26 protein-coding genes are annotated in these 20,353 nt (G+C 57.8%); all 26 read left to right on the top strand.

Annotated elements, in window-relative coordinates:
* Nucleotides 1-328 precede the first annotated feature (328 nt).
* The 26 genes from ACTZWX_RS17315 (at nt 329) to ACTZWX_RS17190 (ending at nt 20,166) form a co-directional block, all read left to right on the top strand.
* Entirely contained in the window at nt 329-748 is a 420-nt protein-coding gene (locus tag ACTZWX_RS17315) for a glycoside hydrolase family protein (protein ID WP_444714978.1), read from the top strand.
* Between the two features lie 5 nt (nt 749-753).
* Nucleotides 754-1,023, top strand: coding sequence for a hypothetical protein (locus tag ACTZWX_RS17310; RefSeq protein ID WP_444714977.1), 270 nt, complete (start codon nt 754-756; stop codon nt 1,021-1,023).
* Complete coding sequence (locus tag ACTZWX_RS17305; protein WP_444714976.1) at nt 1,013-1,237, top strand: hypothetical protein; 225 nt, start codon at nt 1,013-1,015, stop codon at nt 1,235-1,237. Before ACTZWX_RS17310 ends, ACTZWX_RS17305 begins: the two co-directional genes overlap by 11 nt.
* Complete coding sequence (locus ACTZWX_RS17300) at nt 1,234-1,617, top strand: hypothetical protein (protein ID WP_444714975.1); 384 nt, start codon at nt 1,234-1,236, stop codon at nt 1,615-1,617. Before ACTZWX_RS17305 ends, ACTZWX_RS17300 begins: the two co-directional genes overlap by 4 nt.
* 108 nt (nt 1,618-1,725) lie before the next feature.
* Entirely contained in the window at nt 1,726-1,902 is a 177-nt protein-coding gene (locus ACTZWX_RS17295) for a hypothetical protein (protein ID WP_444714974.1), read from the top strand.
* A complete protein-coding gene (locus ACTZWX_RS17290; protein ID WP_444714973.1) occupies nt 1,899-2,219 on the top strand; it encodes an HNH endonuclease in 321 nt (106 codons plus the stop codon). Before ACTZWX_RS17295 ends, ACTZWX_RS17290 begins: the two co-directional genes overlap by 4 nt.
* A gap of 101 nt (nt 2,220-2,320) precedes the next feature.
* Nucleotides 2,321-2,803 (top strand): hypothetical protein, encoded by a 483-nt coding sequence (locus ACTZWX_RS17285; RefSeq protein ID WP_444714972.1) that lies wholly within the window; start codon nt 2,321-2,323, stop codon nt 2,801-2,803.
* The gene (locus ACTZWX_RS17280) at nt 2,803-4,329 is read left to right on the top strand and encodes a terminase large subunit (protein WP_444714971.1); all 1,527 of its coding nucleotides are present in this window, start codon (nt 2,803-2,805) and stop codon (nt 4,327-4,329) included. The genes ACTZWX_RS17285 and ACTZWX_RS17280 overlap by 1 nt, the downstream gene beginning before the upstream one ends.
* Nucleotides 4,326-5,546, top strand: a complete 1,221-nt coding sequence (locus ACTZWX_RS17275) for a phage portal protein (protein WP_444714970.1) — start codon at nt 4,326-4,328, stop codon at nt 5,544-5,546. The genes ACTZWX_RS17280 and ACTZWX_RS17275 overlap by 4 nt, the downstream gene beginning before the upstream one ends.
* Entirely contained in the window at nt 5,533-6,195 is a 663-nt protein-coding gene (locus ACTZWX_RS17270) for an HK97 family phage prohead protease (protein WP_444714969.1), read from the top strand. Before ACTZWX_RS17275 ends, ACTZWX_RS17270 begins: the two co-directional genes overlap by 14 nt.
* Before the next feature lies 1 nt (nt 6,196).
* Nucleotides 6,197-7,351: a phage major capsid protein gene (locus ACTZWX_RS17265; protein ID WP_444714968.1), complete on the top strand. Its 1,155-nt coding sequence runs from the start codon at nt 6,197-6,199 to the stop codon at nt 7,349-7,351.
* 201 nt (nt 7,352-7,552) lie between these two features.
* On the top strand, nt 7,553-7,867 hold the full coding sequence (locus ACTZWX_RS17260; protein ID WP_444714967.1) for a head-tail connector protein: 315 nt from the start codon (nt 7,553-7,555) through the stop codon (nt 7,865-7,867).
* The gene (locus ACTZWX_RS17255; protein WP_444714966.1) at nt 7,867-8,202 is read left to right on the top strand and encodes a phage head closure protein; all 336 of its coding nucleotides are present in this window, start codon (nt 7,867-7,869) and stop codon (nt 8,200-8,202) included. Before ACTZWX_RS17260 ends, ACTZWX_RS17255 begins: the two co-directional genes overlap by 1 nt.
* Complete coding sequence (locus tag ACTZWX_RS17250; RefSeq protein WP_444714965.1) at nt 8,192-8,689, top strand: HK97-gp10 family putative phage morphogenesis protein; 498 nt, start codon at nt 8,192-8,194, stop codon at nt 8,687-8,689. The genes ACTZWX_RS17255 and ACTZWX_RS17250 overlap by 11 nt, the downstream gene beginning before the upstream one ends.
* On the top strand, nt 8,686-8,967 hold the full coding sequence (locus tag ACTZWX_RS17245; RefSeq protein ID WP_444714964.1) for a hypothetical protein: 282 nt from the start codon (nt 8,686-8,688) through the stop codon (nt 8,965-8,967). The genes ACTZWX_RS17250 and ACTZWX_RS17245 overlap by 4 nt, the downstream gene beginning before the upstream one ends.
* Nucleotides 8,967-9,332 (top strand): DUF3168 domain-containing protein, encoded by a 366-nt coding sequence (locus ACTZWX_RS17240; protein ID WP_444714963.1) that lies wholly within the window; start codon nt 8,967-8,969, stop codon nt 9,330-9,332. The genes ACTZWX_RS17245 and ACTZWX_RS17240 overlap by 1 nt, the downstream gene beginning before the upstream one ends.
* Before the next feature lie 72 nt (nt 9,333-9,404).
* Entirely contained in the window at nt 9,405-10,121 is a 717-nt protein-coding gene (locus ACTZWX_RS17235; protein ID WP_444714962.1) for a phage tail tube protein, read from the top strand.
* 2 nt (nt 10,122-10,123) lie between these two features.
* On the top strand, nt 10,124-10,471 hold the full coding sequence (locus tag ACTZWX_RS17230) for a phage tail assembly chaperone family protein, TAC (RefSeq protein WP_444714961.1): 348 nt from the start codon (nt 10,124-10,126) through the stop codon (nt 10,469-10,471).
* Nucleotides 10,472-10,500: 29 nt separating this feature from the next.
* Nucleotides 10,501-10,767 carry a phage tail assembly protein T gene (locus ACTZWX_RS17225; RefSeq protein ID WP_444714960.1) on the top strand — a complete coding sequence of 89 codons (267 nt, stop codon included), beginning with the start codon at nt 10,501-10,503 and terminating at the stop codon, nt 10,765-10,767.
* A gap of 40 nt (nt 10,768-10,807) precedes the next feature.
* Complete coding sequence (locus ACTZWX_RS17220) at nt 10,808-11,362, top strand: hypothetical protein (protein WP_444714959.1); 555 nt, start codon at nt 10,808-10,810, stop codon at nt 11,360-11,362.
* A gap of 216 nt (nt 11,363-11,578) precedes the next feature.
* Entirely contained in the window at nt 11,579-13,528 is a 1,950-nt protein-coding gene (locus ACTZWX_RS17215) for a hypothetical protein (RefSeq protein ID WP_444714958.1), read from the top strand.
* Nucleotides 13,528-13,992, top strand: coding sequence for a hypothetical protein (locus tag ACTZWX_RS17210; RefSeq protein WP_444714957.1), 465 nt, complete (start codon nt 13,528-13,530; stop codon nt 13,990-13,992). The genes ACTZWX_RS17215 and ACTZWX_RS17210 overlap by 1 nt, the downstream gene beginning before the upstream one ends.
* A gap of 10 nt (nt 13,993-14,002) precedes the next feature.
* Nucleotides 14,003-16,585, top strand: coding sequence for an SGNH/GDSL hydrolase family protein (locus ACTZWX_RS17205; protein ID WP_444714956.1), 2,583 nt, complete (start codon nt 14,003-14,005; stop codon nt 16,583-16,585).
* The gene (locus tag ACTZWX_RS17200; protein ID WP_444714955.1) at nt 16,585-17,064 is read left to right on the top strand and encodes a DUF1833 family protein; all 480 of its coding nucleotides are present in this window, start codon (nt 16,585-16,587) and stop codon (nt 17,062-17,064) included. The genes ACTZWX_RS17205 and ACTZWX_RS17200 overlap by 1 nt, the downstream gene beginning before the upstream one ends.
* Nucleotides 17,064-17,462: a hypothetical protein gene (locus tag ACTZWX_RS17195; protein ID WP_444714954.1), complete on the top strand. Its 399-nt coding sequence runs from the start codon at nt 17,064-17,066 to the stop codon at nt 17,460-17,462. Before ACTZWX_RS17200 ends, ACTZWX_RS17195 begins: the two co-directional genes overlap by 1 nt.
* The gene (locus tag ACTZWX_RS17190) at nt 17,452-20,166 is read left to right on the top strand and encodes a host specificity factor TipJ family phage tail protein (RefSeq protein ID WP_444714953.1); all 2,715 of its coding nucleotides are present in this window, start codon (nt 17,452-17,454) and stop codon (nt 20,164-20,166) included. The genes ACTZWX_RS17195 and ACTZWX_RS17190 overlap by 11 nt, the downstream gene beginning before the upstream one ends.
* The last annotated feature ends 187 nt before the right edge of the window (nt 20,167-20,353 follow it).

Below are 20,353 nucleotides of genomic sequence, written 5' to 3'. Positions count from 1 at the left end.
AGTTGGCGGTTTTTTTGTGCCTGGTCCAGATACAACGTGCGGCCTGACTGGCACAACACATAGCCGCTCGGTGAGGTTGGCGCCCTCTTTGTAACGCAACAGCCACCAAAACACCCGCCAAGCCTCTGCCGCGAAATCCCGCGGGACCATGCTCAAATCGGCGGGTTTTATACGCCCCGGCCTCTGCCTTGTGTACGCCGGGGTTATCTCATCTGCCAGTCCGTAAGTGCAGACAGAGTTACGGCCCCGTTCAGCGCGGCCAGACAACACGACCCCGGCCGCTGCCCAGCACGCCGGGGTTTTTACTTTCCAGACCAGAATACCGCCTATGAATCGCGAACTGCTGAGATCACAACTTGAGCGGCATGAAGGCCTGCGCCTGAAGCCCTACCGAGACACCGTGGGCAAGTTGACGATTGGGCATGGCCGGAATCTGGAGGACGTTGGTATCAGCCGGGAAGAAGCGGATTTCATGCTCGACAATGACATTGACCAGGTTGAGCAGTACCTGAATACCGTGGACGAATACAACGAGCTGGACGAGGTGCGCCAGACGGTTCTGGCGAATATGGCGTTTAATCTTGGATTCTATGGCCTGATGGCGTTTCGAAAGACGTGGGCCGCAATCAGTCGAAAGGATTACCCGGAGGCAGCCAGGCAAATGCTGGATAGCCGCTGGGCTCGTCAGGTAGGAAATCGCGCCCAGGAGCTGGCCGAGATCATGCGGACTGGCGAGGTGAAACGGTGACGGATATGCCAGATCGCAGAGGGTGGCACTTAGATAAGAGCGTGTCGGTTGCCCACATTGGGACAACCATTGGGCTGATCGTCGGGGCTCTCTGGTTCTTTGCCGGCCAAGACACCCGAATCAGCAACCTGGAGCTGAACATCAAGCACCTGCAGACAGAGCGTGTGAGTGACCAGACCAGGACAGAGAAGAAGTTCGACGAGCTTCGGGTCGATCTCAGGATGATAAACAACAAGCTGGATCGCTTGATCGAGAGCCAGAGCCGTGAGCGATAGCCACCCAGACCCAGAACGCTACTGGAAGCACCGCCGCCGGCTGGCTTACACGGCCATGGGCGCGCTGCTCGTTACCCTGGCGGCTGGCCTGTTCTTTGAGTTGCGAGCCTCAAACCTGCCGCTGATTGAATCCCTGGGCTGGGCCTTTGCGGTGATTGTGATCGGCTACTACGGAAACAACGCGATTGAAGCGTTCAGCAGGCCCAAGAAATGATCCTGAAAGCGAAGTTGATTAAGCCGCTGGCCGGTGTCCTGCTGCTGGCATTTGTGGCTGGTTCAGGCTGGACTGCCCGAGGCTGGCTTGAGGACAGCAAAGAGCTGGCCATCATGAAGGCCCAGCGTGACCTGGCTGCCGAGATACGCGGCGATATGTCTGAGGTTGCCGGCCTGGTGGATTCCAAGCTGCAAGGTCTCAAAGCCAATGAGCGTGTAATCGATAGAGGCATCATCCGTGAGATACAGCAACCGGTTTTTCGTAATATATGCGTGCCTCCTGATGGTGATTCTTTCCGGCTGCTCAACAGCCTCGCCATGGGTGCAGCCCCCGCAGAGCTTGATGATCAAGGTTCCGAGCGCCCTTCCCCAGCTAACTGATGGCACTGGGCAAGACGTCGTGCTGACCATGCGAGACTGGGCCAGCCTCTACCACGAGTGCAGAGTCCGACAGCACGGGCTCATTGACGCTATCAGCGAGATGACCAAGTGACTGACGAGCAATTCACCGAGCTGATGCTGGCCATGAGGGAGCAGACTGACGCCATCAACCGTATGGCTGACACTCAGGCTGCACTGGTTCAGGCGATGGCCGAGGCTGAAGGTCTGGATGACGAGGAACAGGAGCCGGCCACTTACCTTGATGGTTCACCGGTTAGCCGATGAAGTACGACGACAACCGCCCATGGCGCCACCTGTACAACCGAAAGGAGTGGAAGGCGCTTAGGCGTGACCAGCTGACCAAAGAGCCGCTGTGTCGGTACTGCCAGCAGCAAGGCAAGGTTGAAGCCGCAACGGTGGCTGACCATATCGTTCCGCACAAGGGCGATGAGGCGCTGTTCTTTGATGCCGACAACCTGCAAAGCTTGTGCGCAACTCATCACGACGCATCTAAGCAGAAGGCCGAGAAGCGCGGAGTTGCAGAGGTAGGCAGCGACACCACAGGCGCCCCGCTTGATCCGTCGCACCACTGGAACCGATAGCCCTGCACACGGCAAGGGAGGGGTGGGCCCAACCTCAAAAACCGTGCCAACAAAGACCGCCCCCGAAACTCTTTTTTAACGGTAACTCACTTGAGCATGTTATGACCAAGCGCAAAAGATCAGACAGCGCTGCTGGCCGCACTGAGATTGTTCAGGGGGCGCTCAGCGGTGCCCCGAAGCCTCCGGCGGGGGTGACAATCAGCGAAGCCGTACAGCCGTTCTGGGAGCTTGTGACAACGGCCAAGGCGAAGCGGGCCTGGACCAAGAATGATTTGGTCATGGCGGCTGAAGTTGCTCGGTGCATGTACCGCCTGGAGCGAATTTCGGAGGAGCTGGAAAAGAATATGGCTCTCGCCTTGCTGCCCGAGGGCGAAGAGCAGCCGTTCGATGCCAAGGAGCTGGAGAAGCGTGCCGACATGCTGGCCAAGCGCGTCCGCTTGCTGAGCGCTCACTTGCAGATCCATGCCGAGGCCACTCAGGGCAAATCACGAGAACAGGTAGACCAGAACTCAGCCCACCGACAGGCGTCTGAATTCGCAGAAGCCTCTGAGGGCGACAGCCTCCTGGCTAAGCCGATGCACTGATGGCCAGAAAGCCAACTCGCGGTCAGCGCGTCATAGCATTCATCGAGCAGTATTGCCGCGTACCTGAAGGGAAGTTGATTGGGCAGCCCATCAAGCTGGCGCCCTTCCAGAAGCGGTTCCTGCTGGACGTATACGACAACAAGGCCGGCACCTCAATCGCCTACCTGAGCATCGCCAGGAAGAACGGAAAGACCGGCCTGATCGCCGGAATACTCCTTGCTCACCTGGTCGGGCCGGAGGCGAAGCAGAACAGCCAGATCGTGTCCGGCGCTATGAGTCGGGAGCAGGCGGGCATCGTGTTCGCTCTGGCCTGCAAGATGATCCAGCTCAACCCGAAGCTGAGTGAGATTGTCCACATCATCCCGAGCGGCAAGCGGCTGATCGGCAAGCCGATGAATGTGGAATATAAGGCGCTGGCGGCTGAAGGCAAGACGACGCACGGCCTATCTCCGGTTCTGGCCATTCTGGACGAAATCGGCCAGGTACGCGGGCCTCAATCTGAATTTGTGGACGCGATCACCACCGCCCAGGGCGCACACGAAGACCCGCTACTGATTGCGATCAGCACCCAGGCGGCCACTGACAACGACCTGTTTTCCATCTGGCTCGACGATGCGGAGCGATCCAAAGACCCGCACATCGTCAGCCACCTGTACCAGGCCCCGAAAGACGCCAAGCTGACCGACCGAAAAGCTTGGAAGGCGGCCAACCCGGCACTGGGGCTGTTCCGGTCCCTGCCGGATCTGGAAAAGCAGGCAGAGCGAGCCGAGCGGATGCCGAGTTCAGAATCCACGTTCCGCAACCTATGCCTGAATCAGCGAGTGTCCACAGTGTCGCCGTTCGTCTCCAAGGGCGTCTGGGAGTCCTGCGGTGGTGAGCCCTCGCCGCTTCAGGGGTTGCAGGTATACGGCGGCCTCGACCTGTCGGCCCGCACCGACCTGACCTCCCTGGTACTGGCCGGGGCTGACGAGGACGGCGTTAAGCATGTTCTGCCGTTCTTCTGGGTTCCCGAGCAGGGAATTTATGACAGGGCCAAGCGTGACCGGGTGCCCTACGACGTGTGGGCGCGTGAAGGCTGGCTCCGGACTACCCCGGGCGCGACGGTGGACTATGCGTTCGTGGCCGCCGACATGGCCGACATCATGGCCGACCTTGACGTTCAGGTGATCGGCTTCGACCGCTGGCGGATGGACGTGTTCAAGAAAGAGCTTGAGCGACTGGGCCTGGATTTCCCGATGTCAGAGTTTGGCCAAGGCTTCAAGGATATGTCGCCAGCCCTGGACGCACTGGAGGCTGATCTACTGAACGCCCGCATCCGGCATGGCATGCACCCTGTTTTGACCATGTGCGCCGCGAACGCCGTGGTCACGAAAGACCCCGCGAACAACCGCAAACTCGACAAGCACAAAGCCACCGGCCGGATTGACGGCATGGTGGCGCTGGCCATGGCCTTGGGTGTTGGGGCTGGCCACGAAGTTGATCGCCTCGACATTGATTCATTCTTATCGGACCCGCTTGTGCTATGAGCCTATTCTACGCAATCAGAAACTTCTTCCGGGGGCCTGGCTCACCGGCACGAGAGCCGGGGCTCCAGTCTGGCCAGCCGGGCGGATACAGCACCGACTCTGCAGCGGAAGTTAACTTTGACACGGCCATGCAAATCAGCGCCGTGTGGGCGGCAGCTCGTATTATCTCCGAGTCTATCGGCTCCCTGCCCTTCCACCTCTACAAATCCGGCCCTGAAGGCCGAGAAGAGGCGACAGAGCACCCGCTTCACCGCGTTCTGACCAGCCGCCCGAACCAGTATCAGTCACCGGTTGAGTTCTGGGAGAGCATGGCGCTCAACCTCACGGTCAGCGGCAATGCCTACGCCATCATTCAGCGCACTGGCCGGCGCATTGTTGGCCTGCTTCCAGTGTCGTCTGCGCAGGTCGAAACCGAGTTACTTCAGGACGGCACTGTGATCCACAAGTACACCAACGGCGCTGACGTAAAAGTGTACTCATCGGACAGCATGTGGCACGTCAAGCTGTTCGGCAACGGCATCGTGGGCATGAGTCCGCTCAGCTACGCCCGGCAGTCCATCGGCATTGCCATCGCGTCTGATAACCGCGTCAGCAAGATGTACAGCAATGGTGCCAAGCCCTCCGGCGTCCTGAGTATCGACAAGACGCTGACGCCAGAGCAGCGGGCCGCCATTCGCAAGAACTTCTCCCAGATGAGCGAAGGCAACGACGACCGCCTGTTCGTGCTCGAAGCCGGCATGCAGTACCACCAAGTCAGCATGACACCGCAGGATATCCAGCTGCTGGATAGTCGCCGCTTCCAGATCGAGGACATTGGCCGCTTTTTGGGGGTTCCGAGCATCCTTCTGAACCAGACGTTCGGCCAGTCGTCCCTTGGCTCCAATGTCTTCGAGATTATGCAGGGCTTTTACAAGCTGAACCTGCGCCCCTATCTGGAGAAATTCGAGGCCGCAATCCTGCGCTGGCTGATCGACGAAGATGGCTACGAAGCCCGCTTTGACTTCGACGCCCTTCTTCGTGCGGATCTCAAGAGCCGGATGGAGGGTTACAGAATCGCCATCAACTCCGGCCAGATGACACCGAACGAAGCCCGCCAAGCAGAGGGCCGCAGGGCGTTGGATGGCGGAAATCAATTACTTGTTCAGGGCGCCATGGTGCCGATTGATATGGCGGGCCAAGCCCCGACACCGCGAGGAACCCAAGATGATGAAGCGTAAGAACCTGGCACTTGATGCGGTCGAGGTAAAGCTGGCCGATGATGGCCGCAAATTCAGCGGGTATGCCAGCGTATTCGGTGGTGTGGATAGCTACGGCGATACGATCATGCCGGGAGCGTACAAGGCCACTCTGGAAGGGCGTCAACGCCCCGTTGAAATGCGCTGGAATCACTTCGGACCTGTCATTGGCAAGTGGACCCACATAGTGGAAGACGAAAAGGGTCTTTACGTGGAAGGGGAATTGACTCCGGGCCACTCCGTTGCCGAAGACGCCTATGCGCTCCTGAAGCATGGCGCGGTTCACGGCCTGTCCATTGGCTACCGGCCTGTAAAAGCGGTCAGCAACGAAACCGGCGGCGAGGATCTGCAGGAAATTGACCTGATTGAAATCAGCGTAGTCGAGCGTCCTGCTGACCTGGCTGCACAGATTGGCGACGTAAAGAGCGCCATCGACGAGGCCGACGCTATAAAAGATTTTGAAGCCCTCCTGCGTGATGCTGGAGGCTTCTCTAGGTCTGAGGCATGCAAGTTCGTGGCAAGCCTAAAGACCGTGATCCTGCGTGATGCAGGCCCAAAAGAGTCCGCAGTGATTGCGGATATCAGCGAACACGTTAAAGCAAAACTCTCCGCAATCATTCGAGGTGAATAACATGACTACCCCTATCGATCAGGCGGCTCTGGATGCCGCACTCAAGAGCGTTGGTGAAGACCTGGCGCAACACCTGAAGAAGCATACCGATGAGGTCGAGAAGTACGGCAAAGCCGCGACCGACCTGACCGGCCAGATTGACGAGCTGTCCGGCAAGTACAAGGAGCTGCAGGACGAGTTGGCCGATATGGCCCAGAAGCAGTTCCCGGCCTCCCCTGAGCATCAGGCCCCGGTCAGCGCCGGTAACGAGTTCATCAAGTCCGAGCAGTTCCAGGCCCTAGCCAAGCGCCAGATCGAACGTGCCCGCATCGAGGTGAAGAACACCGTGGTTGCCGATGGCACCACCACCTTCCCGATGCAGCGCCCCGGCGTTACCCCGGGTGACTTTGCTCCGCTGACCATTCGCCAGCTGATCCCGACCATTACGGTTGCGGAGAACGCGGTGAACAGCCTGCGCGAAGCCACCAACGTGAACAACGCCGCTGAAGTGGCTCAGGGCGGCGCCAAGCCTGAATCCGACATCACGTTCGAGCAGTACAATGTGCCGGTTGAAACCGTGGCCCACTGGATCAAGGTGTCCAACCAGCTGATGGCTGATGCCCCGGCGGTGGCTGCGTACATCGACACCCGTCTGCGCGATGGCCTGGCTCAGCGTGTAGACGCGCAGCTGCTGAACGGCAATGGCAGTACGCCGAACCTGTCCGGCCTGACCAATGCTGGCAACTTCACCGCGTTCACTCCGACCTCTGGCGCGAACCTGGTGGAGTCCATCAACAAAGCGAAGTACGCCCTGTGGGCCACTGGCAACATGCCGGACACTGTGATCGTGAACCCGGCTGACTGGGGTGCAATGGAGCTGGCCCGCGAAGGCGCCGGCACTGGCGCATACCTGTACGGCGCGCCGGGCACCAACGCAGGCACCTCTCCGTTTGGCGTGCAGGTGGTCATGAGCAACAACATGGCCGCCGGATCGTTCCTGATCGGCTCCATGCGTGCCAGCGCAACCATCTATCAGCGTCAAGGCGCGGTGGTTGAGATGGGCTTCATCAACGATGACTTCACCAAGAACCTGGTGACCATCCGAGCTGAAGAGCGCCTGGCGCTGGCCGTTGATCGTCCGAGCGGCATCATGTTCGGTGATATCACTGCCGCTTAACCGCTGAAGGATAGAGGGGCTGGCTCCGGCTGGCCCCTTTACTCGGAGGAAGCATGAAAGCGAAAGCACTCAAGACCTTCCTGCACGATCAACTGGGTCGGGTAGAGGCAGGCACAGAGTTTGAGGCGACCGAGGCGCAACTGTCCGGAGTACGCCGTTTTGTTGAGGTCTATCAGACCAAGGTAATTCACGAGGTGCCCGATGGCGGTTCTGACACTGAGCGAGATCAAGGAGCATCTGCGGATCGAGGCAAGCGAAACCGCCGAGGACGCTCTACTAAATCAGATTAACGAGGCTGCCCAAGACTACGCTGAGCAGTACATTGGCCGCTCCATTCCCTGGACGGATGACGAGGGCGCCGAAGTCACACCACCGGCAAGCGTTGTTGCCGCAATCAAGCTGATTATCGCGGACCTGTACGAAAACCGGGAGCAGCGCGTGACGGGCTCAATCGTTCAGGAGAACCCCGCAGCACACAACATGCTGCATTTTTACCGTGTTGGGCTGGGCATCTGATGCAGATTGGCAAACTCCGCCACCGAATCACCATTGAAAAGCCGGGGCTGACGCAAGACCCGCAGACCGGCGAAATGGTCCCGGGCTGGGAAGCCGTGACCACTGTCTGGGCACAAAAGCGCCCCTCAAGCGCCCGGGAGTTCAAGCAGTCCCAGGCTGGCCAGTCTGAAATCACCGGCGAATTCCAGATCCGCTACCGGGAAGGCATCGACGCCACCATGCGCATTCTTCATCGGGGGAAGATCTACAACATCGAAGGTGTTCTGCCGGACAACGAGAGCGGCCTGGAATGGCTGACGTTGCCGTATTCAGAGGGCGTGAACGATGGCCAGTGATGGTATCAGCTACGAAATGACCGGCCTGCCGGAATTGCTGGGCAAGCTGGAAGGGCTGGATTACGACATGAAGCGCAAGGGCGGGCGGTTTGCGCTGCGCAAGGCGGCCCAGGTGTTGAGAGATCAGGCCAAATCGAACGCGGCCCGAATCGATGACCCGACCACGGGCCGAAGCATTGCCGACAACATCGACATTCGCTGGTCTGGCCGCACATTCAAGCGCACCGGCAATATGATGTTCCGCCTCGGTGTTCTCACTGGCAGCACGCGCAACCTGGAGCCCGGCAACCCTGACACCGGAGCCGGAGGCGCAACGCCGCACGCCATGCTTGTCGAGCTAGGCACCGAGAAAGCGCCGGCACAGCCCTACCTGCGCCCGGTCGTGAATCAGGCTGGCCAGGAGGCGGTGAGCGAATTCATTAAGCAGTATGGCAAAAGCATCGACCGCGCCCTGAAGCGGGCCAGGAAAAAGGCAGGTGTGAAATGAGCATCAAGATTGTTTTGCCTGATGGCAAAGCACCCAAAGCTGGCAATGGCACCAAGATTTTCACGGAAGACGGCACCGAGATAAAAGGTGTTGAGCGCTGCATTATCGACATTGCTTCGAATGAAGCAGTCACTGCGCACCTGATCGTAGCAGTCCGGGACATAGAAAACCTTGAGCAGGTCGCCGGCCACGTACACATCTCCGGCATCTACCCGGAAGAATGCGAGCACGAGGAAGCTGTGGATCGGATCAACCAATTGCGCCCGAGCGATAGCTGATGAATCCGCCGATCTTTCAAATTTGCGCAGCAGACCCAGCAGTAACCGCCCTGCTCGGCACCGGCCCGACTCGACTTTTTCCCTTTGGCGAGGCACCCCAGGGCGTCCAGCTGCCCTACGCCGTGTGGCAAACCATCACGGGCACGCCGGAGAACTACCTGGGACAAACCCCGGACATCGACAGTTACACCATCCAAATCGATGTTTACGCCGGACGCGGCAGTGAAGCCCGACAGGTGGCCGCCGCGCTTCGTGATTCGATTGAGCCCCACGCCCACGTGGTTGGCTGGAATGAGGAGAGCACCGATCCAGACACCGGGCACAAACGATATGGATTCGACGTCGAGTGGCACGTCTCTCGATAAAGAAAACACCAACCACCCGAACAACCCGCCGCCGAGCGGGTTTTTTATTGAAACCCGCGAGAGGATTGAACCATGAGCAAGCTCACACAAGGCACCCACATTTTCTTTCTGAACACCACCGGCCAGACTCCCGAAGTCGTCAAGGTCGATTGCGCAACCAGCTTCAACCCTGGCGGCGATCCCGCAGGAGAGCTGGACAACACTTGTCTTGATAGCAACGAAATGGAATACGTTGCTGGTATGCGTAACCCGGGTACTGCGTCCTTGGGCATTCGACCGGATGGCGACTACGACAGCCACATGACCATGTGGAATCTTTCTCGAATGAACCCTTCGCCTGCTCTGGACTGGGTTGTTGGCTGGTCTGACGGAAAAGCAACTCCAGGTATTGCTCAGGGCGTTGGCTCTGTCGCTGTTGATGCTGGCGGATCTGGCTACTCAAGCGGCACCACTACAGTCACGTTCTCTGATCCCGAAGATGCTGACGGCCGGACTGCAACAGGTATCGCAACCGTAGTGGGTGGAGCTGTCACCGATATCACCGTGACTGACCCGGGCACCGGCTACACTGCGGCGCCAACGGTAACCATCGGCGGTGATGGCACTGGCGCAACTGCGACCGCGACACTGGGCGATTATAGCTTTGTGCTCCCGACCTCCAGGACCTGGTTCACCATGGGCGGTTACATTTCTGACTTCCCGTTCGACTTCCAGACCAACGCCCTGGTTGAGTCGGAGGTGAGCATTCGCCGCACCGGTGGTGCCCGCTGGATCAAGAAGGCTGCGTAAACATGGATCTGACCCTTGATGCACTCAAAGACATGGGCGCCTTCACCGGCGCCCCGGTCGAGAAAGAGATTGTCCTGAAGGACGGCGACGAGGAAAAGACCGCTACGGTTTACGTGCGCCGGTTGTCGTACCACACCGCCGTCTCGGACATTAAGTCTCTGAGCGCCAAGTCTGACGCCGTGGCCGGGCGAATTGCGTCCGCCATCTGCGACAAGGAAGGCAAGCCGATCTTCAAGCCGGAGGACATTACCGGCGAGGCAGATCCGGAGCGCGGCCCGCTAAACGGCGAGATCACCATGGAGCTGCTGCGCGTCATCGGTGAGGTGAACGGAAAAAAGACGGAGAGCTGACCGACGAGGACGAGGTGTGGCATGAGCTGGTGCTGAACGGCATCGGTGGCCGCACCATCGCCGAGGCCAAGCAGACCCTCAGTTACGTCGAGTTCCTGGATTGGGTGGAATACCGGCGCAAGCGCGGAAGCCTTCATCCGGGCATGCGCATCGAGAGAGCCGGGGCTTTGGTTGCGGCGATTTTGGCAAACGTCAACCGTAAGAAAGATAGTCAGCCGGTCAGCTTTTACCAGTTCGCGCCGCACCACGAAGAGCCGAAGCTGTCGCTTGAGCAGGCTATGGAAACATGGAGATAGGTTGCTAAACTGAAGCCCTCACTTCAGAAAGGGAATGAAAATGAAGCAACTATGGTTTCTCGTCGCCTTGGTGCTTGCGGGGTGTGCGCAAACGCCTGTAAGCCTGGGTCAAAATGTCACGCTAAAGCCCTGGCAATCTTCCAAGGCGATTGAGTCAGTTCGGTTCGGTGCTGATTCAAGCGGTGGCGATCTGGAGTTTTGTGTGGCTAAAAGCGTGGTGAATCCCTCTGTCAGTTTTGCCGACAGCGCAGACAGCTTCTTTGGGGCATATACAGGGACCTACTACCACGATACAGACACTAAAACTGTGAGCGGCGGCTCGGTCATTCAGCATTCTTCTGAGCGCGGCGTTATTGCCGTCGGAGTAACTAGCTATGAAGTGTCAGCATTAGTAAAGCGCTACGTTCGTTTCCAGCTATCAGCAACCGATAGTGAATACGAGTTCTCAAATTTGGAGCAGGTTCAGGCATATAGCGGTGCGGCGCCAAATACTGGATTCCATCCGGTCGGGGCATTCTCTGGGGCCAATCCGGAATTAGCCCTGAAGGCGCTACAGCGCATTTCAGCCAACATTGACCGTTGTCGGTCCAGTTAGCCAGATTGAGAGTTCACAAAACCCCGCCACGGCGGGGTTTTTTAATGCCAGGAGGAATGCGTGTCCAAAAAATCATTAGGCACATTGACGTTGGATCTGGTTGCTCAGGTGGGTGGATTCGTTCAGGGCCTGGATAAGGCTGAGCGCAAGTCCAAGAAGTTCCGGAATGAGATTTCAAGAAACCTAAAACAGACCGGGCAGCAGCTTGAGCAGGGTTTGAAGATTTCCGCAGCTGCCGCGACGGCGGCTATTGGCGCGTTGACGGCCATTACTGTTCAGCAAACTCGGGCCGGCCTTGAGAACATAGATGCTCAAAACAAGCTTGCTCGGTCGCTTGATACCACTTTTGACTCCGTTACCGCGCTATCCCTGGCGTTTTCTGAAGGCGGTATTGACGGATATGAAATGTCGCTCGCCAGGCTTAACCGTCGTTTGGGTGCTGCGGAGAATGGTTCTGGTGAGGCTGCAAAAACAGTCGAAGCTCTGAATCTCAATCTTCAAGAGCTGTCTGGGCTGGAAGCTGATGAACGGCTTGCCCGCATCGCGGACGCGATCGTTGAATCTGGTGCCTCTGCGCAGCAAGCGGCCCGCTATGCCCAGCAGCTCGGTTTCGAGCAGCGGCAGGCTGCGCAGTTTTTCCTTCAAGGCGGTGACGCCATTCGTGCGTATCGTCAACAGGTGGACGAGTTTGGGCTCTCTGTTGACTCAGTAGATGCGGTCAAAGTTGAGCAGGCGAATGACGCTTTCGCCAGAACAGGCTTGATTTTCGATGCGATCAGTCAGCAGATTGCAATACAGGTGGCGCCCATTCTGTCCGGCGTGTCTGAGCTGTTCATTCAGAACGCGAAAGATGCTGGCGGGGTTGGTGAGGCGACAGCTGATGCCTTCAACGTTGTCATAGAGGGTGCCGCAGAGGGTGTAAACAACCTGGCTAAGCTGGATCGTGGGTTTCTGAAAACCCAAACAGCGGCTGACATTTTTGCTCGAAAGGTCCGCATCGGGTTGCTGGAAGTGGCCAGGGAGATAGTAGAGATCCCGACTGCCGCTGTGAATGAAATGATCTCCGTCATCAACTCAATCCCCGGCGTGGATATGGAAACGCTTGGGATGTCTGATCTCGGGAAAGTTATTCAGGGAGAGATCGCTGAGGCCAGTCAGGAGATCACTGACCTAAACGAAAAGCTCCGAGATGAATTGGGCAAGCCGTTGCCGGGCGACCAGTTCAAGCGTTTTGTGTTTGAGGCCCGAGAAGCAGCCGCGCAATCAGCAGAGGCCCTGGCAGCCATACAGGAGGCGGCTGGTTTAAATCTTGGTCAAGGCTCAGGCGGTGATGCCGGAGACGATGAAAAGTACCAGCAGCGCGTAGACGCTCTGCGTCAGGCTTTCGAAACGGAAAAACAAGAGGCGCTGAGGATCTTCGGTGAAAGAAATGAGGAGATCAACGAGTTATACCACGCGGATGCTCTCAGCAAGATGGAGGCTGACCACTTAAAGATCCAGTCCGAAGAGCAAATGCAGGAGCGGCTGGCGGAGATTCGTAAGAAGCAGCTCGACGAAGAGGCTCGTCTTCAGCAACAGCGGCAGGCCCTTATTCTTGGTGGTGCGGAAGGGCTGTTTGGGTCATTGGCCGACCTATCCGGAAAATTTGCGGGCGAGCAGTCTGCTCTCTACAAAACCATGTTTGCGGTTCAGAAGGCTGCCGCCATCGCTCAATCCATTGTGGCTATAAACACTGGTATTGCCCAAGCCGCTGCCGTGCCATGGCCTGCAAACCTTGGCGCCATGGCGTCGGTTGCTGCAGCCACTGCTGGCATTGTCAGCAATATCCAAGAAGTTTCTATCGCTGGCATGGCCCACGACGGCATCGATAGCGTCCCCCGGGAAGGAACCTGGTTGCTGGACAAGGGCGAGCGTGTTCTCACTTCTCCGCAGGCTGACAGCCTTGATGCATTTCTGGCGCGCCAGGAGGCTGGCGGAGGATATGGGAACGTCGAAATTCACAACTATGGCAACGACAACGTTCGGACCCAGCGCGGTAGCGATGGTCAACTTCAAGTCATCATCGAGGCTGTAGACGACCACATCTCTCGCGGCGTTATGAATGGAGGCGGGAGAGTAAATCAGGCATTCCAGAACGCCTACGGACTCAGAAGGCAGGGTAACTGATGGCCACCACGATTGACTTCCCGAAGATGCTGCCAACGCCGCACCGTTCCGGGTACGGCCTGAAGTCAGGGCCAACGTTTGCCCGAACCGAAATGGCCAGCGGCCGGGCCAAGCAGCGCCCACTGAATAAAGTTGTTCCGACCGTCGTGCCGGTAACCTTCCTGCTCACCCAGGAGCAGGCCCAGATATTCGAGGGCTGGTTCAACTACGAAATCGCCTACGGCACCGCCTGGTTCAACTGCAAGCTCGACTCCCCTATGGGGCTGCGGGATTACGAATGCCGCTTCACCGAAATGTACAGCGGCCCTGAGCGCATCGGTGTCCGGCACTGGCGCTATACGGCACAGTTCGAGATTGTCGAACGGCCCACGGTATCCGAAGAGGAATACCTCTACGGCCGGGACGACATTCTCTACTCATCAATTTTCGACATCACCATGAATCAAGAATGGCCCGAGGCTTAGGAGCTTAATAATGGCGAAGTACAACACAGGCAACCCGATTGGTAGCGCTGATCCGAGGGATCGTCATGATAACTCTCAGGCTTTTGACGAGGCTGTGTCATCCGAAAATACGACATTTACAGACCGCCTCGGAAAATCGCGCCTGACGCTCAAGGGCATGGAGCAGGTGTTCGATGGTGGGCAGCCAGCGATTGATGCTTACTATGCCGCTGCAAACGAAGCCAATCGGGCCAAAGGTGAAGCTGATCGTGCTGGCAATGAGGCAGACAGAGCTGAAGCCGCTGGCGATGCTGCTGTCATCGGTGCCTCCGGTGTTTTTGAGGATACGGTAGCAGGCATTGCAGGGACCCCTGAGGGTGACTATTTCAGCGTGCCAAGCCCTGCTGACAGTGAGTACATGATTTTGTACAGGCATGATCCTGGTCCCGTGGCAACTGAAACGAAGCGATACCCGTCAACTGGCCCTGTGCTCGCTGCCATCACCGGGATTGGACAATCTCCCGATGAAACTTCAGTAACATTTGGCAATATCTCTGTGGCCACAGGGTCACTGGTTCTTACCACCGGTGCTCAGGGCTGCTCCGCTGCGTTGCCTAACGGGGTTATATCCAGCATCCGACTTCTCACATCTACAGTGTCAGGAACTGTCAGTTACTCTATGTACATCTGGCGCCCTACAGGAGCCAGACTTGAGTTCGAGCTGGTCTCAAACACACCAGTATCCGTGGTGACTGATGCAAGTGGAGTCGCATCGATTTCGCCGGAGGATTTCGGCCGACTGGAGGTTGAAACCGGCTACGTTGTGATGTTTAAGGCTTTGGATAACCCATCACGCATTCACCGCTGGAGTTCATCAGACACCGCCGATACCAGATCCTTATTTACGGCGCCCGCAGCCACAGGCGTAGTTGGGGAGGTAGTTTCGCTTGCCTATGGCGATCTTCCCTTGGCTATGGAGATTTCAGTGATCGGCACTGGGCTCGTTCGTGCTCAAGACAATGCAATCACTGCTATCGCAGCCAGCAGTGAAAACTCAGCATCATCCGGGGAGTCAGAGTATCAGATCGGCATGATCGGAGGGTTGAGCGCCGCTCCGAGCCACGCAGCGAGGTGCTATTACGAGGTAAGGAGTAGCGGCACTGTTAAGAAAATATCTGCAGCAGTGACCGCGCCCTCAACTGCAGACTTGCTGATTTTGGGGGCAAAAGTTGGCGAAACTCGAAGAATCAGGCATGCAGAAGAAATCAGCCTTCCAATCTCGGGAGTAAATGATGTTGCGATATCTGTCAATGTTAACAAGGGCGAGGCTATCGCTCTGATAACAAAGAGCGGCGGGTTTCTCTATAGTCAGGGGGCGGGGACTGTCGGGGACGGAATTTCTTTTAATGATGACAGTTATTTGTCTTTTGGCGGCTTGGTCAGTGACAATGTCCCGCTCTCAACAAGCTTTCAAGCAACAATCGTTGGGCCCAAATATGCAGCGCTTGATACACTGGACATTGGTGGAGAGATCATATCAGAGAGGTTTGTGGGCGGCGCAGTTCCTGCTGGATGGTCCACGGCTGGCGGAACGTGGACGGTAGACGGAGGCCTGATACCTCCTGCGTCACCAAGTGGTTATGGAGTTCGGGCATATATCGATGAATTTTGCTCGCTGGGTCGTGCAGTTATGTCCTCGCGCGTAACATTCAATACTGCTGAGAGTATCGCCGGTCTCGTCTCATGGCAGTCTGCAGGAGCCCTCATGCTGATTGACGGAATTTCCGGAGAGCTGCAGCTCCGCAGGCTCACGGCGTCAAACACCAGCGCTTTAGTAAAAAGCGTGGCATTACCGTTCTCACTGGTGGCCGGGCGGTCGTACACAGTCTCTGCCACAAAGGTCAATCTCACCTGGGAAATCACTGCGAGCGATACGGTTACCCGACAAAGCGTATCGCTATCGAGTGATATATCAGAAGGGTACACAGGGTTCGCTGGCCGTTACGGCGTGGCGGTTACCTCTGGTGACGTGGTGTTCGAGTGGTTCAATGTTCGCTCCGACTACCCGTCCCGACCATCAGTTCTGGTAATTGGTGACAGTAATGGCGAGGGGAGCAACTCAGGGCTTGCGGGCGCACCGTCTTGGCCGAGACTCCTTGAAGCAAGCCTCAACAATGACGTTGTGCTGGCCAGCGTTAGCGGGTCCACAAGCCGCATCTTTGACCGGGAAAATTCCGACCTTTTGAGGTGGAGGCCAAAATATGTCATCTGGGCGCTTGGAACGAACGACACAGATCTTGGTTCTTGGAGGGGTTGGACATCTTGGTTTATCGGAAGGATGCGGGAAATCGGGGCTGAGCCAATTCTATGTACAGTTCCTCCAAGGGTAGGCAGCGAATCACTTCGGCTGCAGATGACCAACGACGTGCTCAATGGCTTCTTCGGCAGGGTTAAGTACATAGACCTCGCCGCAGCAGTGACGTCTGGAAATGACCGAGAGACTATTGATCAGTCAATGTACGCGGGAGACGGAATTCATTTTTCTGCTGTTGGGCATGCGGCCATCATGGAGCAGCTTGCTGTTGACGTTCCATTTATCGTGGCGCAGGCGTGATGTCAGCTATAGCCAAGGCCTACGCATCTGCAGACCAAGAAATCATCCGCACCCTGGAAATCACCCCAGCCGGCATCGACCCCACCCGCGTCTGCACCGGGTTCGTTGACCGCACCCTGACGCTGGAGAATGCCAGTGAAGCGGAATTTGTAGCCGGCCCGCTCTCGATCAAGCGCCCCAGCAAAAGCGCCAGCGGTCAGCAGATGCTATCCCTGTCGATTGCCAACGTGACTGCCGAGGGCCAGGAGGCCATCGAAGCCGCGCTGGAATCCGGCGAAGAAGTGCCGGTCATTTACCGGGAATACGTTGCTTCTGACCTTTCTGCGCCTGCGTCCAGGCCATACAGAATGACGCTTAGGGGCGGTGCATTTCAGGGCATCATGATTCAGATCGAGGCCGGATACTTCGATCTGTTGAATACCCAATGGCCACGCCGGCGATACACCGCCGACGAGTTCCCAGGGCTCCGATACATCTGATGACCCTAACCGACTTGCTCAACGTCCCCTATCTGGCCAATGGACGGCTACCGGATGGGGCGGACTGCTATGGCCTGACCCGGCTGGCCCGGGTGCATCTGTTCGGAAAACCATGGATGCCCGAGCATGGCGCAGTGGAGGGCTCAGACAAGCGGGCACTGACGAAGGCCATGCTGGTCGAATCGGTGAATTACCGAGAATGTGAACCCCACCCGGGCGCCATTGCCTGCTGTTACCGGGGCAGGCTATGCACACACATTGCCATTGTTGTCGAAATCGACGGTCGCCTGATGATCCTCGAAACCGACGAGCCCGGCAAAGGCCGGCATGGCCCGCGCCTTGTGAATCTTAAACCCTTCCAGCAGCGTTTCCTGAGAGTCGTTTTCTATGACGATTAAAGTGTTCGACACCATCATGCCCGCCGAGCCGGCGGAGGTTTACCGCGACCACGGCATGACGGTTGAGGAATGGCTCAAGGGCCAGACTGACGACTACAAGCCCGGGCCGGTTCAGCCGGTCAGCTGCGCAATCAATGGCGCCATCGTTGATCCGCTGGACTGGGCGGATGTTGTGATCGGTGAGCGTGACAATGTTGAGTTCCGGGTAGTGCCGTTCGGCAGCGTTGGGGATTTCTTCAGCTCCACGCTTGGCGTCGTTCTTTTCCCAGGCGCGTCTCTATCGTACCAGGCCGGCCAAGCGGCTATTGATGCGCTGATTAACATTCCCTCCCAGTCATCAGGCGGTCGGGGCCAGCAGGGTGCGCAGATATCGCCTGCGGACGCAAAGGCCAACACCGCTCGTCTCGGTCAGGGCATCCCTGAGCTGTTCGGGCGATACATTCGATATCCGGATTACGTCAACCAGCCCCGCAAATACTACAGGGACGCCCGCACCCAGGCGCAGCACATCATGCTGTGCGTAACCACTGGCAGGTGCCTGATCGAAACCGCCCTACTCAAGCTCGGTGAAACGCCGTTTAGTCAGCTTGGCGACTCCATCAGTTACCAGATCTTCGAGCCCGGCGAAGACGTGTCCGGTCACCCGGCTCACGAAAACTGGTACAACGCCCCGGAAGTAGGTGCCACCACCGGTTCCAGCGGTATACGCCTGTACCGTGGCCGCTCCCTGTCCTCCGGGCTGGATAACGTGCAGCTCAATTACAACAGCAACGAAATCCGGACCACCAGCGCCTCGGTGTTCTTCCCGGGTGACTGGGCAGAGGGTGATTTTATCGCCATTTCTGCCCGCCAGAGCGTCACGGTTTCGGTTGATGTTGACGATATCGTAACCCTGACCGGCGACTGGGGTGATGCTGACGTGGGCGACCAGGTCCGACTCAGGTCAACCGAATCGGCTGAAGCCAACGGAGTTTTCCTGATAGCATCAAAAGCCGGCAACGACATCACCATCACTCAAGACGGATCCCCGGTCACTGGATGGACAGCTGGCAGCTTTTTGATGTTCGCGCGCCGGGAGGACGAAGACTTCCGGATCGACGGCATCATCCACGACACCACATACCCCGACCTGATAGACGGCTACAGTCTGTCTCGTTTCATTGGTGGTGCGGAGGATGCCGGCTGGTCGTCGTTTCCCGGCGGCACCGGTTATGCCGATGTGTTCCTGGCCAGCCGATCAGAGGCCGATGGCTGGGCCGGGCCTTTTACCGCCTGCCCCGCCGGCGAAACCACGTCCTCCATCGAGATCGATGTATTTCTGCCCCAAGGCCAGGGCAAAATCAACGATGACAAAGTGGTACCTTTCGAGAGTAAGCGCCAGATTGAAATCCAGTGGCGGGAGCTGGGAGGCACCACCTGGACCAGCCAGATCTACACGCTGGACAACGCCACCCGCGACCAGCTCGGGTTTACGTATCAGTTGAATCTTGGCTCGGCCATACGCCCCGAAGTTCGGGTTCGTCGTGTGACCGCTGAAAGCTCCGAGTTGGCGCACCTTGACCGGATAGAATGGCAGGCACTGAAAGCCCGGCTGCCCACTGTGACGAGTTACGCGGGCGTCACCACCATGGCAGTGACCATCGAAGGCACCGACCAGATTGGCAGCGCCTCCAATAACCGAATCAACCTGGTGGCCACCCGCCTTCTGCCAGGCATCGATGGCGGCGCGCTGACCGCCGAGGCTCCGACTCGATCCATTGCAGCGGCTGCCGTTCACGTCGCCAAGTCTCTCGGCTACACCGATGACCAGATTGACCTAGACGAGTTCGAGCAGATAGCCGGCCTATGGCAAAGCCGGGGCGATTACTTTGATTTCGTGATCAACGACGGCACGGCCAAAGAAGCGATTGAAAAGATACTCCGGGCGGGCTTCGCGTCCATGACGCTGAGCAGCGGTGTCATCACCCCTGTCCGGGATGGCCCTCGCACGCAGTTTGAGCAGCCCTATTCGCCGGAGAACATGACCGCACCGCTGCAACGCTCATTCGCTACCCGCAAGCCCGAAGAGCCGGACGGCGTAGAAGTTGAATACACGAATGCCGAAACCTGGACCACTGAGACCGTCAAGTGCCTGCTGCCCGGCGACCAGGGCATTAAGCTCGACAAGATCAAGCTGGATGGCGTGACAGATCGAACCAAAGCCTGGCGGATTGGCATGCGCCGCCGTCGCTCACAGCGGTATCGCCGCTGGACGTACAGCTTCACGACCGAACTGGATGCGCTGAACAGCGATTATCTGAGTTATGTCCCGCTGATCGATGACATTCCGGGCTACGGCAAAGCGTCAGTGCTGAGAGCCGTGGACACGACCGGCACAACGCCAAAGCTCATTGTGAGCCAGCCGATGGATTGGCAAGACGGCGAGAGCCATGTTGTCGCCTACCGCAACGCCTACGGCGATCTGGTTGGGCCATGGCCTGCCACTCGGGGCGAGACCGATTACGAGATCATCGCAGCCGTAGATCCTCTGCCGGAGATTTCCGCAAGGCATGAGCCGCCACACGTCTTTTTCGGCACAAATGAGCGCTGGAGCTTCCCGGCGCTGATTACCGAAATCAGCCCCCAGGGAGAGCTTGAGGTGAGCGTGAGCGCCACGAATTACGATGAGCGAGTGTATGCCGATGATGACAATAGCCCGCCGTAATTTGCGGGTTTTCCACAACCAAAACCAATATCCAACCTGTTGATCTGTATAGGCCGAGATTCCCTATTTTCCGCCCCGGCAATCCGCTCGATTTTCCTTTCCTTTCAACACCCTGCCACGCTTCCCATCCATACATGGGGTGCAAGGGGTCGTAGGTTCAAATCCTACCGTCCCGACCAGAATTCCC

The sequence above is a fragment of the Marinobacter sp. NSM genome, from assembly GCF_052380025.1.
Lineage (GTDB): Bacteria > Pseudomonadota > Gammaproteobacteria > Pseudomonadales > Oleiphilaceae > Marinobacter.
Note: the sequence above shows the minus strand (reverse complement) of the source record. Positions and strands in the feature narration are given on the sequence as shown.

Coding starts and splice junctions, on each gene's coding strand:
- ACTZWX_RS17315 (WP_444714978.1), top strand. CDS start 329: ATGAATCGCGAACTGCTGAGATCACAACTTGAGCGGCATGAAGGCCTG.
- ACTZWX_RS17310 (WP_444714977.1), top strand. CDS start 754: ATGCCAGATCGCAGAGGGTGGCACTTAGATAAGAGCGTGTCGGTTGCC.
- ACTZWX_RS17300 (WP_444714975.1), top strand. CDS start 1,234: ATGATCCTGAAAGCGAAGTTGATTAAGCCGCTGGCCGGTGTCCTGCTG.
- ACTZWX_RS17290 (WP_444714973.1), top strand. CDS start 1,899: ATGAAGTACGACGACAACCGCCCATGGCGCCACCTGTACAACCGAAAG.
- ACTZWX_RS17285 (WP_444714972.1), top strand. CDS start 2,321: ATGACCAAGCGCAAAAGATCAGACAGCGCTGCTGGCCGCACTGAGATT.
- ACTZWX_RS17280 (WP_444714971.1), top strand. CDS start 2,803: ATGGCCAGAAAGCCAACTCGCGGTCAGCGCGTCATAGCATTCATCGAG.
- ACTZWX_RS17275 (WP_444714970.1), top strand. CDS start 4,326: ATGAGCCTATTCTACGCAATCAGAAACTTCTTCCGGGGGCCTGGCTCA.
- ACTZWX_RS17270 (WP_444714969.1), top strand. CDS start 5,533: ATGATGAAGCGTAAGAACCTGGCACTTGATGCGGTCGAGGTAAAGCTG.
- ACTZWX_RS17265 (WP_444714968.1), top strand. CDS start 6,197: ATGACTACCCCTATCGATCAGGCGGCTCTGGATGCCGCACTCAAGAGC.
- ACTZWX_RS17260 (WP_444714967.1), top strand. CDS start 7,553: ATGGCGGTTCTGACACTGAGCGAGATCAAGGAGCATCTGCGGATCGAG.
- ACTZWX_RS17255 (WP_444714966.1), top strand. CDS start 7,867: ATGCAGATTGGCAAACTCCGCCACCGAATCACCATTGAAAAGCCGGGG.
- ACTZWX_RS17250 (WP_444714965.1), top strand. CDS start 8,192: ATGGCCAGTGATGGTATCAGCTACGAAATGACCGGCCTGCCGGAATTG.
- ACTZWX_RS17245 (WP_444714964.1), top strand. CDS start 8,686: ATGAGCATCAAGATTGTTTTGCCTGATGGCAAAGCACCCAAAGCTGGC.
- ACTZWX_RS17240 (WP_444714963.1), top strand. CDS start 8,967: ATGAATCCGCCGATCTTTCAAATTTGCGCAGCAGACCCAGCAGTAACC.
- ACTZWX_RS17235 (WP_444714962.1), top strand. CDS start 9,405: ATGAGCAAGCTCACACAAGGCACCCACATTTTCTTTCTGAACACCACC.
- ACTZWX_RS17230 (WP_444714961.1), top strand. CDS start 10,124: ATGGATCTGACCCTTGATGCACTCAAAGACATGGGCGCCTTCACCGGC.
- ACTZWX_RS17220 (WP_444714959.1), top strand. CDS start 10,808: ATGAAGCAACTATGGTTTCTCGTCGCCTTGGTGCTTGCGGGGTGTGCG.
- ACTZWX_RS17210 (WP_444714957.1), top strand. CDS start 13,528: ATGGCCACCACGATTGACTTCCCGAAGATGCTGCCAACGCCGCACCGT.
- ACTZWX_RS17205 (WP_444714956.1), top strand. CDS start 14,003: ATGGCGAAGTACAACACAGGCAACCCGATTGGTAGCGCTGATCCGAGG.
- ACTZWX_RS17200 (WP_444714955.1), top strand. CDS start 16,585: ATGTCAGCTATAGCCAAGGCCTACGCATCTGCAGACCAAGAAATCATC.
- ACTZWX_RS17195 (WP_444714954.1), top strand. CDS start 17,064: ATGACCCTAACCGACTTGCTCAACGTCCCCTATCTGGCCAATGGACGG.
- ACTZWX_RS17190 (WP_444714953.1), top strand. CDS start 17,452: ATGACGATTAAAGTGTTCGACACCATCATGCCCGCCGAGCCGGCGGAG.